This window comes from Streptomyces sp. NBC_00414, from assembly GCF_036038375.1.
GTDB lineage: Bacteria > Actinomycetota > Actinomycetes > Streptomycetales > Streptomycetaceae > Streptomyces.
In genome coordinates, this window is record NZ_CP107935.1 from 10158922 (window position 1) to 10172097 (window position 13176).

The 13176-nt window shown below is 69.7% G+C and carries 13 protein-coding genes and 1 pseudogene; 4 read left to right on the forward strand and 10 right to left on the reverse strand.

The window, feature by feature from the left end; translation table 11 throughout:
* The first annotated feature begins 26 nt into the window (after window positions 1-26).
* Both OHS59_RS43485 and OHS59_RS43490 read left to right on the forward strand, forming a co-directional pair.
* On the forward strand, window positions 27-1367 hold the full coding sequence (locus OHS59_RS43485; RefSeq protein WP_328498865.1) for a dihydrolipoamide acetyltransferase family protein: 1341 nt from the start codon (window positions 27-29) through the stop codon (window positions 1365-1367).
* Window positions 1368-1839: 472 nt separating this feature from the next.
* Window positions 1840-3276 (forward strand): lamin tail domain-containing protein, encoded by a 1437-nt coding sequence (locus OHS59_RS43490; protein ID WP_328498866.1) that lies wholly within the window; start codon window positions 1840-1842, stop codon window positions 3274-3276.
* A gap of 96 nt (window positions 3277-3372) precedes the next feature.
* On the opposite strand, the gene OHS59_RS43495 is transcribed toward OHS59_RS43490, so the two are convergent.
* From OHS59_RS43495 to OHS59_RS43505, 3 genes are all read right to left on the reverse strand, one after another.
* A complete protein-coding gene (locus OHS59_RS43495) occupies window positions 3373-4455 on the reverse strand; it encodes an alkene reductase (protein WP_328498867.1) in 1083 nt (360 codons plus the stop codon).
* 64 nt (window positions 4456-4519) lie between these two features.
* Window positions 4520-5122 (reverse strand): NADPH-dependent F420 reductase, encoded by a 603-nt coding sequence (locus OHS59_RS43500; protein ID WP_328498868.1) that lies wholly within the window; start codon window positions 5120-5122, stop codon window positions 4520-4522.
* 20 nt (window positions 5123-5142) lie between these two features.
* Window positions 5143-6150, reverse strand: coding sequence for a zinc-binding dehydrogenase (locus OHS59_RS43505; protein ID WP_328498869.1), 1008 nt, complete (start codon window positions 6148-6150; stop codon window positions 5143-5145).
* A gap of 107 nt (window positions 6151-6257) precedes the next feature.
* On the opposite strand from OHS59_RS43505, the gene OHS59_RS43510 reads away from it, so the two are divergent.
* Window positions 6258-6866: a TetR/AcrR family transcriptional regulator gene (locus OHS59_RS43510; protein ID WP_328498870.1), complete on the forward strand. Its 609-nt coding sequence runs from the start codon at window positions 6258-6260 to the stop codon at window positions 6864-6866.
* Between the two features lie 312 nt (window positions 6867-7178).
* Here OHS59_RS43510 and OHS59_RS43515 read toward each other — a convergent pair whose 3' ends face one another.
* The 4 genes and pseudogenes from OHS59_RS43515 to OHS59_RS43530 all read right to left on the reverse strand — a co-directional run.
* The gene (locus OHS59_RS43515; RefSeq protein ID WP_328498871.1) at window positions 7179-7373 is read right to left on the reverse strand and encodes a hypothetical protein; all 195 of its coding nucleotides are present in this window, start codon (window positions 7371-7373) and stop codon (window positions 7179-7181) included.
* Window positions 7374-7502: 129 nt separating this feature from the next.
* The gene (locus OHS59_RS43520) at window positions 7503-8129 is read right to left on the reverse strand and encodes a hypothetical protein (protein ID WP_328498872.1); all 627 of its coding nucleotides are present in this window, start codon (window positions 8127-8129) and stop codon (window positions 7503-7505) included.
* Between the two features lie 262 nt (window positions 8130-8391).
* Complete coding sequence (locus OHS59_RS43525) at window positions 8392-8547, reverse strand: hypothetical protein (RefSeq protein WP_328498873.1); 156 nt, start codon at window positions 8545-8547, stop codon at window positions 8392-8394.
* An 83-nt stretch (window positions 8548-8630) separates the two neighbouring features.
* Window positions 8631-8940, reverse strand: a pseudogene (locus OHS59_RS43530) (helix-turn-helix domain-containing protein); the annotation flags it as partial.
* A 247-nt stretch (window positions 8941-9187) separates the two neighbouring features.
* Between OHS59_RS43530 and OHS59_RS43535 the strand changes: the two are divergent.
* Window positions 9188-9799 carry a class I SAM-dependent methyltransferase gene (locus OHS59_RS43535; protein WP_328498874.1) on the forward strand — a complete coding sequence of 204 codons (612 nt, stop codon included), beginning with the start codon at window positions 9188-9190 and terminating at the stop codon, window positions 9797-9799.
* 175 nt (window positions 9800-9974) lie between these two features.
* On the opposite strand, the gene OHS59_RS43540 is transcribed toward OHS59_RS43535, so the two are convergent.
* The 3 genes from OHS59_RS43540 to OHS59_RS43550 all read right to left on the reverse strand — a co-directional run bounded on the left by OHS59_RS43540 (window position 9975) and on the right by OHS59_RS43550 (window position 13097).
* Entirely contained in the window at window positions 9975-10940 is a 966-nt protein-coding gene (locus OHS59_RS43540) for a DUF4331 family protein (protein ID WP_328498875.1), read from the reverse strand.
* A 356-nt stretch (window positions 10941-11296) separates the two neighbouring features.
* Window positions 11297-11959: a hypothetical protein gene (locus OHS59_RS43545; protein ID WP_328499578.1), complete on the reverse strand. Its 663-nt coding sequence runs from the start codon at window positions 11957-11959 to the stop codon at window positions 11297-11299.
* Between the two features lie 175 nt (window positions 11960-12134).
* Window positions 12135-13097 (reverse strand): ADP-ribosylglycohydrolase family protein, encoded by a 963-nt coding sequence (locus tag OHS59_RS43550; RefSeq protein ID WP_328498876.1) that lies wholly within the window; start codon window positions 13095-13097, stop codon window positions 12135-12137.
* Between the last annotated feature and the right edge of the window lie 79 nt (window positions 13098-13176).

Sequence of the window (13176 nt, forward strand, 5' to 3'; positions counted from 1 at the left end):
CATCACCATCGAAAGGCAGGACAGCCATGCCCACCACCGAAGACTTCTGCCTGCCCGACGTCGGGGAAGGCCTCACGGAGGCCGACATCCTGCAGTGGACCGTGGCCCCGGGCGACACGGTCGAGGTGAATCAGATCATCGTCGAGATCGAGACCGCCAAAGCCGCCGTCGAACTGCCTTCCCCGTATGCGGGCACGGTCGCCGCACTGCACGCCGCCGAGAGTGACACCGTGCCGGTCGGTGCTCCACTGATCACCATCGACGTCGGTACCCAGGACGAGCGTGATCCGGCGTCGACATCAGCCGCCTCGGACCCGGTGGAACAGCAAGGACGCACAGCGCTCCTCGTCGGATACGGTCCCCGGGTCACCGGCGCGGCCCGTCGGCGTACCGCTCGCCCTCCGGCGTCCACCGGGACTCCCGTAGCTGTGCGGAGCCGGCCGCGGGCCAGGTCCCTCACCACTCCGGCGGCACCTTCGGCCCGTCCGTCGGCCAAGCCTCCGGTACGCAAACTGGCCAAGGACCTCGGCGTCGACCTCAGTACGGTGGTGCCCACCGGCCCGCACGGCACTGTCAGACGGGAGGACGTTCATCTTGCCGCCGGGTCGCCGACGACACCTCCGGGTGCGACACGCTCCCTGAGCGCAGAGGTCAACTCGCGTGGGGAGACCCGGATTCCGATCCGCGGGGTACGCAAGCACATGGCCGCCGCGATGGTGGCTTCGGCCTTCACCGCCCCGCACGTCACCGAGTTCGTCACCGTGGACGTCACCGAGACGATGAGACTGCGCGAGACGCTCGGAGCCCGGCGTGAGTTCGCCGGTGTACGGATCTCGCCGATGCTCCTCGTGGCGAAGGCTCTTCTGCTGGCTCTGCGCAGAACCCCGGAACTGAACTCCCGCTGGGACGAGACCAGTCAGGAGATCGTGCTCAAGCAGTACATCAACCTCGGCGTAGCCGCCGCGACAGACCGGGGCCTGGTGGTACCCAACATCAAGGACGCCGATCTGCTCTCCCTGCACGAACTGGCCGGTGCCATCACACAGTTGGCGCAAACGGCGCGTGAGGGGCGTACGGAGCCACGCGACCTGACCGGCGGCACGGTCACGCTCACCAACGTCGGCGTGTTCGGCGTGGACACCGGTACGCCCATCCTCAACCCGGGAGAGGCCGCCATCCTCGCGATGGGCGCCGTGCGGCGCGCCCCGTGGGTTGTCCAGGACAAGGCGGGAGAACGAATCGAGCCGCGTTGGACGACCCAGCTCGCCCTGTCCTTCGACCACCGACTCGCCGACGGTCAGCAGGGTTCGCGCCTGCTCGCCGACATAGCGGACATGCTGCGCGAGCCAGGGCTTGCCATGCTGTGACTGCGGTGGTGTTCGCCCTCAGGACGAGCACCGCGTCCGGGCGATCCCGGCTTTGTCGGTGTGTGACGACTGGGCCGTGAATCGTGGACCACGACGTGTGCGCGCTGATCGAATCAGTAACCGGCAGTTGTTCCGCCGCCAGGTCGTGAGGTCCGGCTGCACGGGACTGATCGGACAGAGGCTGGTCACCTGTCGCCGCGAGTCACAGCCGCGTACCCGGTCGGAGAAGAGCGGCCCCGGCAGGAGGCCGCCTGTCCTGAGTGACCCTGCGCGCGGGTGCCGGGGCCGGGGGCGCCGGCCGTCAGATCGCGGTCCGGGTCGTCGGGAGGCGCGCTCGTGAAGCGCCGCCGAGGGGCACGGTGATCACGGTGTGTCTGCCGTTCACGCGTTGTCCTCCCGGTGTGAGGGAGCTGTTGGGGCTGGGCCGGGACGATCGGGCCGCCCTTCCCATGACCATGTCAGGACGGAATCCGTGAACAGATCGATCGCCCGCGGTGGGCGTCGCGTTCTTGCCCGTTTCCTTGTCGCCGGCCCGCTGCTGGCCGCCTGCGCGCTGGGCGGTGTGCCGGTGGCGCACGCCGCCGTCGCCGACGACATCCGTATCAACGAGGTGGCGACCACCGGCGACGTCGACGACTCCATCGAGCTGTTCAACAAGGGCACCGCCACGATCGACGTCTCGGGCTGGATCCTCAAGGACGACGACACGAGCCACTCCTACAAGATCGCCTCGGGGACCACTCTGGCGGCGGGCGGGTATCGGACGTTCGACGTCCACGGCAAGTTCGGCCTGGGCTCCGACGACGAGGCCCGCCTCTACCTCGCCGACGGCAAGACCCTGGTGGACAGCTTCTCCTGGAGCACGCACTCCGACCCGTCCTGGTCGCGCTGCCCGGACGGCACCGGTGACTTCGAGCAGGCGGCGACGGTGACCCTGGGCGGCCCGAACAGTTGCGGGACCTCCGGGGGCGGTGGCGGGGGTTCGACCGATCCGGTGGTGTGGCCGGGCGGCAGCAGCGTGGCGACCGCGGATGCCTCCAACGTGTTCGGCCAGGATCTGAGCGGCCTCTACCAGGAGGGCGACGTGCTGTGGGGCGCGCAGAACAGCGGAAAGCTGTGGCGCCTGGTGCGTGACGGCTCCGCCGGCTGGAAACCGGACACGAGCAGCGGTTGGTCCTCCGGCAAGTCCCTGCGCTTCACCGGTGGTTCGGGCGCTCCTGACAGCGAGGGCGTCACTCTGACCGGCTCCGGATCGGCCGGCGGGGCGTTCGTCGCCAGTGAGCGCGACGGCGACGCCTCCGGCACCAGCCGCCTGTCGGTATTGAAGTACGACGTCACCACGTCCGGCTCGTCACTGACCGCTTCCAAGGAGTGGAACCTCACCTCGGATCTGCCCACCACAGGTTCCAACCTGGGCCTCGAGGGGATCACCTGGGTCCCGGACACCTACCTCACCGGGGCCGCCTTCAAGGACGCCTCCACCGGGGCGGCCTACGACCCGGCCCGCTACAGCGCCCACAGCGGTGGCGTGTTCTTCGTCGGCGTCGAAGGAACCGGGATGATCTACGGATACGTCCTCACCGACTCAGGCGGCCACACCCGCGTCGCCTCCTTCAGCAGCGGCATGGCCGGGGTGATGGAACTGCAGTGGGAACCCCAGGCCACGCGCCTGTGGGCGGTGTGCGACGACACCTGCGACGGCCGGCACCGCACTCTGAAGATGGACACCACCGGCGTGTTCACCACCACCGCCGTCTACAACCGCCCCACCGGCATGTCCAACTACAACAACGAGGGCTTCTCCCTCGCCGGCTCCAGCGAGTGCGTGGCCGGCTCCAAGCCCGTCTACTGGGCCGACGACGCCAATGACGGCGGCCACGCCCTGCGCAAGGGCACCATCACCTGCTGACTTCTTGCCTGTCGCGTGTGGGCGGGGTCTGACCGGGAGCTCTGGACCCTACGGTCCGGAGCTCCCGCGTTCTGCGGCAACACCGCGCAGAGTCCGCTACTTCGTGAAGACGGGGTAGTCCGTGTAGCCCTCGGTGAGACCGGCGTAGTGGGTGTCCTGGTCGCTGTCGGCCAGCGGGTGGCCCTGTGCGAAGCGCTCGACCAGGTCGGGATTGGCTATGAAGGGGGCGCCGAATGAGACCGCGTCGACGACGCCGTGGTCGAGGATCTCGTTGCCGAGGGACTGGGTGAAGCCGAGGTTGGCGACGATGGTGCCCTGGTAGTGGGCGCGGTAGCGGGAGAAGAGAGCGATGCGCTCCTCGATGGTGCCAGGGGCGCCCAGGAGGTGCAGGTAGGCCAGGTCGCTGTCGTTGAGCTTCTTGAACAGCTGGTCGTAGTCGGCGAGTGTCTCCTCGTCCGCGGTGAACGCGGTTCCGCTGGTCCAGCCCGGGGACATTTTCACGCCGATGCGGTCGCTGCCCCACACGTCGCTGACGGCGTCGACGATGTCGAGGAGCAGCTTGGCCCGCTTCTCGCTGCTGCCGCCGTAGGCGTCGGTGCGCTGGTTGAGACGGGGGTTGAGGAACTGCGGGATCAAGTGGGACACCTGGGCGTGGAGTTCCACGCCGTCGAAGCCGGCGCGGCGGGCGTTCTCGGCCGCACGGCGGTAGTCGGCGATGGTGTCGGCGATCTCGGCGGTGGTGTAGGCGCGCGGGGTGAGGGTGTCCTTGGGGCCGGAGGGGGTGAAGGACTTCTCGCCGGGGTTGACGGCCGAGGGCCCGGCGGGCAGGCGGCCTCCGAGGTGGTCGGGGTGGGAGGCCGCGCCGACGTGGCCGAGCTGGGAGACGATCCGCCCGCCCGCCTCGTGGACGGCTTCGGTGACCTTCGCCCAGCCGGCGGTCTGCGTGTCGGTGTAGATGCCGGGGACGTTGATGAAGCCGATCGCGTCGGGGCTGACCCAGGTGCCCTCGGTGACGATCAGCCCGGCGCCGGCGCGCTGTGCGTAATAGGTCGCGTGCAGGTCGGTGGGGGCCAGCTCGGCGTTCTGGGCGCGGGCGCGGGTCATGGGGGCCATGACGACGCGGTTGCGCAGTTCCAGCGCGCCGAGGCGGACGGGCTGCAGCAGGGGCTGGATGGTCATGAGTGACTTCCTTGTACCGAGGCGCGGATGAGGGGGAGTAACGAGGAGCGGCCGAGGGCCTGGCTCAGTCCTGTTTGAGGACGTGGAGGGCCGAGAGCGGGCCGCCGAGTTGCATGAGGCGTCCGCCCTCGCGCAAGGAGCCGAGATCGACGGGGGCGAACCCGAAGTCCGCGGTGAGGTCCTTGACGGTCGTCTTCGCGTCGGCGTCGTCACCGGCCAGGAACAGCACCTGACGTCCGGCCCGGTGGCGCGGGTCGGCGGCGATGTACTGGCCGTAGAGGGTGTTGAACGCCTTGACGACGCGGGCTCCGGGCAGCAGTGAGGCGACGTGTTCGCTGCCGGTCAGTTCGCCCAGGTCGGCGATCTTCGGGTGCGGGGGAGGGGAGGTGAACTGGTTGGTGGCGTCGATGACGATGCGTCCGTCGAAGTGCGGCAGGCCGGCTGTCGCGTCCGGAATCTGGGGCCAGCCGACCGCGAGGAGTACGAGTTCCGCCGCGGCGGCCTCCTCCGGGGTGCCGGCGTGGGCGAGCGGTCCGAGCTCTTCGGCGAGCCCGGCCAGGGAGGCGGGACCGCGGCTGTTGCTGAGTACGACCTGGTGGCCGTGGGCCACGGCGTGGCGGGCGATGGCCTGGGCGACGGTTCCGGCGCCGAGGGTTCCGATCTTCATGGCGGTGTCCTTCGAGGGGTTCAGGATGCGGGGCTGGTGAGCAGGACGGTGCCGCTCTTGCCGGGGCGGCGGACATGGTCGACGGCCTTCGCGAAGTCGGCGAGGTCGTAGCAGGCTGCGACCTCGAAGAGTTCCGGGGCGGTCGCGGCCAGCCGGGCGGCGAAGGCGACGTCCTCGGCCCGTTCCTCGGGCGTGCGGGTCATCCACCGGCCGATGGACACGCCCCGCACGGTCAGGGCCCGCGGTGTCAGCGCCAGCGACTCCAACGGCGTACTGCCGGAACCGAGCTGCCCGTAGGTGATCAGCGTGCCGCCGTCGTCGAGCAGCCCGGCCAGCTCACCGGTCAGGGATCCGCCCACCGCGTCCAGTACGACCTGGGCACCCCGGCCGCCGGTCGCGTCCCGGACCTGGGTGCGCCAGTCCGCGTCGGCCGTCGAGATGGTCGGCAGTCCGGGGAAGCGCTGCCGCAATATCTGTGCTCCCGCGGCACTGCGTACCAGGTTGACCAGCGGGATGTCGTGCCGGAGCGCCGCGGCGCCGACCAGTCTTCCCACCGACGAACCGGCGGCCGTCTGCACCACCGGGCCTGCCTGGCCGTGCTGGGCGTCCTCGACCGCCCGCAGCAAAGTGAGCAGGGTGATCGGGTTGACCAGCATCAGGGCCGCGGTTTCGTCGCTGACGCCCTCGGGCACCGGCACCACCAGATCTGCCGGTGCCGTGACGAGTTCGCTCCACGCGGCCGGCACCGGGAAGAACGCCACCCGCTGACCGGGGCGCAGAGCTTGCACGCCCTCGCCGACGGACTCGACGACGCCCATGCCCTTCAGGCCGGGAATCCGCGGCATGGCGAACGGCTGTTGCGGCGCTCCCGGAAAGCCCTGCACTCCCGCCAGGTCGCCCGGGTGAACGGGCCGGGACAGCACCCGCACCCGCACCTGCCCGGTGGGTGGCGCGGTAGGGGGCGGCTGCTCGCTCAGGCGTAGTAGCTCCCCGGCTTCTCCGTGCTGGTCGTAGGTGATGGCGCGCATGACGCTCCCGTTCCCTGGGGTATTGATGATGCCCATCATTGAAACTCTTGTTATGATGAGAGGCGTCATCGAAAAGGTCAAGTCGAGCACGACGCGAGAGGACGGCAATGCCGCGGATCACCAAGGAGGACAAGGCCCGCAACCGGCAGAACATCCTTGACGCGGCGGGCCGCATGTTTCGCTCGCAGGGCATCGACGCGGTCGGTATCGCCGAGCTGATGAAGGAAGCCGGACTCACCCACGGCGGCTTCTACAACCACTTCGCCTCCAAGAACGACCTGGTCGTGGAGGTGTGCGGGGCCTCCTTCGCCGCCTCGCTCGGGAGCCTGGCCCAAACGGTGGAGGACGGTCCGGACCAGGGCGGCTCTCCGCTGGAGCGGGTCGTGGCCGGTTATCTGTCCACCGCACACCGTGACGCCCCGGACGGCGGCTGCCCTTCCGCCTCCCTGGTCACCGACGCCGGACGGCACGACGAAGCTGTGCAGAGCGCGTACGCCGAAGGGGTCGAGGGCTATCTCACCGGCTTCGCCGCCGAGTTCCTGCGCGAGGCCGAGGAGAAGGGGTACGAACTCGACCCGGGCGAGGCCCGTCACAGAGCCATGCGCCTGCTCAGCGAAATGGTCGGCGCGATGATGCTCGCCCGGGCCGTACGCCACGTCGAGCCCGAGCTCTCCGACGAGATCCTGCAGACCGGCCGCGGCCACGCCCTCGACTGACGCGACTCGGAAGCCGCCCTTGAACCCCAGGTGACATCAGGCTTGTGTCTTGTTGGTGAGGTCCGCGGCGGGCGTTCGAGTCCCGGTGACACCTGCGAGAGTCCGGGTGACACCTGCGAATGTCAGCCAGGCCCCGCACTGTCGCGCGAGGAACTGCCCGGTGTGCTTGCCCGCCCCGAGGAGTGGCAGTACTCGGACGATTTCGAGTGGCTGGGCAGGATCACTCTGGTCCTTGCCGAGGGCTTTCGGTAGGCCGGCTGAGTGTCTGTCTGGCCAGAGGGGCCGACCCCGTAGGCCAGGGGGAGAACCAGGTCACCACCTTGCGCGCAGCACGCCGTCACTGTCGGGGAGAGCAGCGTGGAACAGTGGGTGGCGGTCGTCGAGGGCCAAGGGCAGGGAGCAGGCCGCCCTCGCGCCTGCCACCACAGTGGTGAGTTGTTGGTGGTGGGTCCCGTCGACGGTCACGTGGCGGATCGTTCCGTTCGGCGCCTCCCAGACGAAGTCCACGGATTCGTCCTCGGGCAGCGCGGCAAGGACCGCGTCGACGTCAGGGGTGAGGTCGGGCCAGACGGTCAGGAGCGCGCGTGGGCCGAGCCCGGCGCGTACGGCATCGAGGTTGTTCTCGGTGAGGCGGTGTCAGCGGGTGGCGTTGCGGAGGTAGGTCTCCTCCAGGAGGAGCGTCCGCGGTGCTGCCAGTTCTGCGCGTGCTCGGTCCCAGAACTCCTCGTCCGCAGCCTCTGTCACCTCTGGTTCCTCAAGGTCCGCGGCGTACGGCGAGGCCGTGATCGGTTCCGCGAACAGGCCGAGCTCGCGGGTGCGGGCGACGGCTGCCTCACAGGGCTGGTCGCTGCCGACGTACACGTACTGATCCCACCCGACGTGCACGGTGAACGTGTCCCGCTGCTCCAGCCGGCACCAGGCGCCCTGGTCGCGGAGCATGGCCCGCACCAGTTCCAGCGCGACCGGGACCGAGACCTCGGCACCGTCGTGGTAGCCGGTGAGGCCGGGCGGGAACAGTCCGGCGAGGCCATGTCCGTCAACCGGCGCCTCCAGGCCGAAGTTGACGAAGCCGGTGACCGCGGGTTCGCGGATCTCCAGCCGGTCAATACCCGATGCCTGCGCGAAGGCGGCGATCGCCTCCAAATAGGCCGCCTCGACCGGCCCGTGGTCGCTCACCGTGTCCTCAGCGCCGTTGTAGTGCCCGCGCTCGTCGCGGTCGGCGGGGTCGTACTTGGTTATCCGGTGGGCGAAGGACGGTGGCACGCTGCTCCCTGGACTGTCGGAAGGAGACGTCAGCGTAGTTCGTGCCGACCGCCTGCCGGGTGCCGACCGCGACCTCCACAGTCAGCCCACTCGGCGGGAGCGCGTACTCCTGTCGGCCGCTGTCACCACGGCCCGGCGCCAGGGTCTTCGAGCTGGTCGTCGAGGGTGGCGCCCGTAGGAAGTCGGCCTCGGGGGCAGGTTGCTACGGGCGCCGCTCGGTGAGAGGGACCGGGCCTGGACCTGGTGCCGGGGTTTCGGGCTGTCACCCGGCCCGGAGCCGCACCTGCTCGTTGTCGTCCTGCGTTTCGATGACGTGGACGCAGCGGTCGGGGGCGGCCGTCATGTAGCGGCGCCAGAGAGGGGCGAAGGGACCGGCGAGGATCCAGCGGCGGCCGGGCAGCGGCTTGGGTGCTGTCACCTCGCGCGACCGCCAGATCTCCGCGAACTCGGGACTGGCGTCGAGCAGGGCCGCGACGATCTCACCGGCCTTCCCCGTGGGTTCGGCCTTGCGTGATCGTCTCGTGCGATCCGTTGGGGCGCGGGGACTCCGCCGAGGATGAAGAGGTGGTCGCGCTCGTTCAGGTTGAGCCGCATCGCGCGGGCGAGTGCGGCGAGCATTCGCTCCGACGGTGCCGGGCCACGCTGCTGCTCGATCCGGCTGTAGTAGTCGGCCGACATGCCGGCCAGTGACGCCACCTCCTCGCGCCGCAGGCCGCCGGTGCGGCGACGCTGCCCGCGAGGAAGTCCGACGTCCCGGCTGCAGCGCCTCACGACGCGCGCGAAGAAAATCTGCGAGTAACGCCCGGTCCATCGTCCGGCCTCCCCTGCCCTGTTCGACAAGCCAATCCTGGCGCGAACCGACGATCGGATGAAGGTCGACTTCAACCGGGGACAAGTTGTCCCTGGCATGGGCGTCGGCACGCCGCGGCCTCGTGGTGCGGCTCGGGGTGGGCCTCGTGGTCCAGGACGACCGGTGATTGGGCCGTGTGCCTGCCGCCCGTCGCGGGCCGCTCACGGCGTCGCGGGGTGGGGCGGTTCAGCCACCTATAGTCGATCTCATGAGTCGTTGGCGGGACATGGCCGGTGGAGTGTCCGGGAGCGAGTATGCGGCCCGGTTCGAGGCATTGGCTCGGAGCGGGAAGAACATGCACGGGGAGGCGGCGTTCTGCGCTGCTCTGGTGCCCGCGCCGGCCCGTGTGCTCGACGCGGGCTGCGGCACCGGGAGGGTCATGATCCGATTGGCCGAGCTCGGGTACGACTGCGTCGGGGTCGACCTGGATTCCTCGATGCTGGATGTGGCGCGGGCGCAGGCGCCTGGGCTGCCCTGGTTCGAGGCCGATCTCGCGGAGTTCGATCCGGCCCGGCTCGGTGTCGCTGCGGACTTCGACCTCGTGGTCGCCGCCGGTAACGTCCTGCCGCTGCTGGCTCCCGGGACGGAGGCCACGGTGGTCGACCGTTTGGCCGCGGCCCTGGGTCCGGGCGGACTGCTGGTCGCGGGCTTCGGGCTGGACGCGGCCCACCTGCCCGTGCCGCCCACCACGACGCTGCCGGAGTACGACGCCTGCTGTGCCGCAGCGGGCCTCGCGCTCGTCGACCGCTTCGCCACCTGGGACGGCTCACCCTACGACGGCGGCGGTTACGCGGTCAGCGTCCACCGCCTCGATGCGTGACCTCTGTTCGTTCAGTCAATCGCGTGAGGGCGGCTTCGGCGCCCGAGATCACCGCGCTGGACATCAGCTGGACATCAACGGCGCCTGCCTGTCCGCCCCCAGGGAGCATCTGCCGCTCGGGCGGCTGGAACCCTCTCACAGTGAAGCCCACCGCAGGGGCCCAGCCTTGTTGGTGTCAGTCACGTTCGTGCGGATCGCCCAGGAAGGGGAAGTCGGTGCGAAGGTCGGTGTGGGGTCCCAGCCCGTCGTGGGGTACAGCGCCGTTGCTCAGCTGGGCGATCCCCATGTTGATGACATCGTCGGTGAGATGGCGGCCGTTGGGGAATCCTTCGGCGCTGGTGTAGTCGTACGTCAGAAGGTCGGGGAGCAGGCTTGCCGCGAGTGCGGTCGCCCGATCCTTGGGGTGGCCCGCCTGTTCGAAGACGTGTGTGAACTTGTCGAGGAAGCCTTCGCGGTCATGTGACGGCTCCTGCTGGTGCCACACTCGCTTGTCGTCGTCGCTCTGGTTGAAGTTGGCGTCGACCCCGGGCCGCCCCGCCCGGTCACCCTGGACAAGTCGGCCCTCGTGCGGAACCAGGACCCTGGCCCAGACACCCACCAGCGGGTTCGGGCCGAGCGCGCTGTTGGGGACTTCCAGCACGATGCCGAACACGTTCTTGTCGGTGAAGAAGTCCTTGCCGGTCCACTGGAATTTGTCGCTCGCGCCGACTGGATCGGCGAAGAACGGGTCGCTGCGGAGCCCCGCGAAGAACCTGAAGTCCCCGGCCGCGGTGATCTGCGGCTCGGAGCCGAAGGTCACCGGCGCGTCGAGAAGGACCGTGTCCCCTGCGCCGAGGTCGGCCGCGGCTTCCCGGCCGGTCGCCAGTTGCAAGCTTGCGGTCTGCGCGTTGTCCCGCACCGGTGAGAAGCGTATGCGGAAGGCGATGTCGGTGACCGCGTCGGCGTCGGTGTCCACGCCGAGTTCGTAGACCGACTCGTGGTCGACGGCGTCGTCGGTGATCGGCGAGGCCGGATTGACGTTGAGCACCAGGATCGTCCTGCTCGCGTCACCTGCCTTCTGGAATACGTAGAGGTCGGTGATGTGGCTCCTGGGATCCAGGCTCGTGGGGCTGATGCCCAGGCCAGAGACGTGGTGCGCCATGTCGTGACTCCCATCGGGCGGCTGTGCGGACCAGGTTCCGTGCCGGGCAGCGGAGAATCGGCAGTTCGTCGCGGCAGGCGCTGGGCCCCGGAGCTGCCCTCCGACCCGGAACGAACACCCTTACTGGCTCACTCACTTGAAGGTCTTTGCGACTCTCATGGCTTGAGGACCGTCGAGAGCAACAATCTGCCCGTCGGCGGCGGCTGCATATCCGTCATCCGGCGTATTCGCGATGCCGGGCGGACGCCGCGAGGAGCGGATGTCTACGGCCTGACCGGGCCCACCGCTGCACGAGACGCCTTCCGCCACCGAACGTCACGGATCCCGAGGGGCGTCGTGCACGCGCGCCCGGTGAGTCAGGAAGCTGGTCGCTCTGTGAGCTCCAGGTCCAGTTCGAGCTCCAGGTCCAGGTCCAGTGCCCTGGCCAAGGCAGCCGTGACGGCGGCGGCGTGTGTCGGCAGGTGTTGTTCGGCCCAGGTTCCGGCGAGATCCAGGAAGTCCCGCAGATCCGCCTGGGCGCCGGTGACGAGCGTGCGCACCTCGTCCACCGGCAGTTCGATCACCGGGCTGCCGTCCTCGGCGTAGGCGTCGAGAGTCAGCCGGATGGTGTCGCCGACACGTTCGGCCGTTGATGACGGGTCGTGGCCGAAGCCGGCGTAGCCGGTGCCGTCGAGCACCTCCAGCCAGTCCCGCCAGGACTCCAGGCCGTTGCAGCAGCCCGGCTCGACGAAGACCGTGTCGGTGGCGTCGTCGGTCACCCGGAAGCCAGCGGCGGCGATCAGGTCGGGCATGGTGAGCAGCCCGTGCAGGAACGCGCCCAGCGGGTCGGCCGGGCACGGCCCGTGCTCCTCCTCCGGCTCGAAGTCGTTGCACTCGGCGATCCGCATGACCGCCGTGCCGACCTCCGCCGGAGTCAGCGTCCCGTCCAACACGAGGTAGCCGTACGGCTCGTGCTCGCCGACCGGCCATAGTGCGAAATCGTCGTCAGCGAAGATCTCCAGAACGGGCTGCATCACCATCACACAGGGATGATGTCGGACCCGCTGCCGCACCGCCACGGGCTTTGGCCGCGGCATCGGGCTCGGGGGCCCCTACCCGGGGAGACTCGCGGTCCGCTCCGGGCAGGTGGAGCCGACGTAGCGCATGGCGGTCTGTCCGGTGCTGCCGAGAGCCTCATGAACTTGAACGGGTCGACTACGAGACCCGCTCGCAGAATCCGGGAGGTGGCCCCTGTGCGAGGCGGTGAGCGAGGCGGACCAGGTCTGTCTGACGCAGGACCCGTCCGTCGAAGCCTGGGAGGGGGACGTGGAGTGGCTCGGTCCAGTGGGCGGGGATGGCGTCCAGCCCGTACAAGGCCCCCGCGAGGCCTCCGGTCACGGCGGCGACGGTGTCCGTGTCGCCGCCGAGGTCGATGGCCGCGCGTATCGCGTCTTCGAAGCTGGTGGTGGTGCGCAGGGCCCAGACGGCGGAGCCCAGGCAGGGCCAGACGGCACCGTTGAGCTCGGTCGCCTGACCGGGATGCCAGTCGGGCGCGAGGACGGTGGCGTAACGGCCGCGGTGGTCGGGGTGGACGAGAGCCAGGATGTCAGGGAACACGGTGAGGGGGTCGGTGTCCTCGAACGTGACGCGGATGAGTTCGTGGAAGATCGCGGTGCCTTCCCAGGCTGCCCGGTCCCCGTGGGTGAGGGCGGCGATGTGGCGGGCCGCGTCCATGGTGGCTTGTCGGCCGGCGGCCGCGAAGTGGACGGCGGAGGTCGATGCCCGCATCAGGGAGCCGTTTCCCGCTGCTCGCTGGTTGACCTGGAAATGGACCGCGGCGGCGAGGTCCCAGGGCATGCCGTTGGTCAGGACGTCCTCGGTCTGCAGGCCGATGTCCTTGGGCTCTGACGCCGCCCACCGCTGGAAGCGGGCGAAGACGTCCGGCAGATCCGGTCCGCCCCGCTCCAGCAGGGACTCCGCGACCAGGACGGCCATCTGCGTGTCGTCGGTCGCCTCGCCGGGGTCCCAGCCACCGCCGCCGCACATCTCACCCCCGGCACCCGGTGCGGGGAACCGTGCGGAGAACGCTCCTTGGGGACCGAACTCGAAGGGGCCGCCGAGGGCGTCACCCACCGCTGAGCCGACGATCACACCGGCGGCCCGCTGAATCCGCTTCATTCACGCAGGCTATCTGCGCCGCGCCGACGGCCGCGCGGGCCTATCTCCTCCACCAGTTCCCCGACCCGTCGGTGGTGAG

Excerpts from the sequence above, each read along its gene's own strand:
- OHS59_RS43510 (WP_328498870.1), top strand. The coding sequence starts at position 6,258 with ATGCCGCGGATCACCAAGGAGGACAAGGCCCGCAACCGGCAGAACATC.
- OHS59_RS43545 (WP_328499578.1), bottom strand. The coding sequence starts at position 11,959 with ATGGTGATGCAGCCCGTTCTGGAGATCTTCGCTGACGACGATTTCGCA.
- OHS59_RS43485 (WP_328498865.1), top strand. The coding sequence starts at position 27 with ATGCCCACCACCGAAGACTTCTGCCTGCCCGACGTCGGGGAAGGCCTC.
- OHS59_RS43540 (WP_328498875.1), bottom strand. The coding sequence starts at position 10,940 with ATGGCGCACCACGTCTCTGGCCTGGGCATCAGCCCCACGAGCCTGGAT.
- OHS59_RS43535 (WP_328498874.1), top strand. The coding sequence starts at position 9,188 with ATGAGTCGTTGGCGGGACATGGCCGGTGGAGTGTCCGGGAGCGAGTAT.
- OHS59_RS43495 (WP_328498867.1), bottom strand. The coding sequence starts at position 4,455 with ATGACCATCCAGCCCCTGCTGCAGCCCGTCCGCCTCGGCGCGCTGGAA.
- OHS59_RS43550 (WP_328498876.1), bottom strand. The coding sequence starts at position 13,097 with ATGAAGCGGATTCAGCGGGCCGCCGGTGTGATCGTCGGCTCAGCGGTG.
- OHS59_RS43500 (WP_328498868.1), bottom strand. The coding sequence starts at position 5,122 with ATGAAGATCGGAACCCTCGGCGCCGGAACCGTCGCCCAGGCCATCGCC.
- OHS59_RS43505 (WP_328498869.1), bottom strand. The coding sequence starts at position 6,150 with ATGCGCGCCATCACCTACGACCAGCACGGAGAAGCCGGGGAGCTACTA.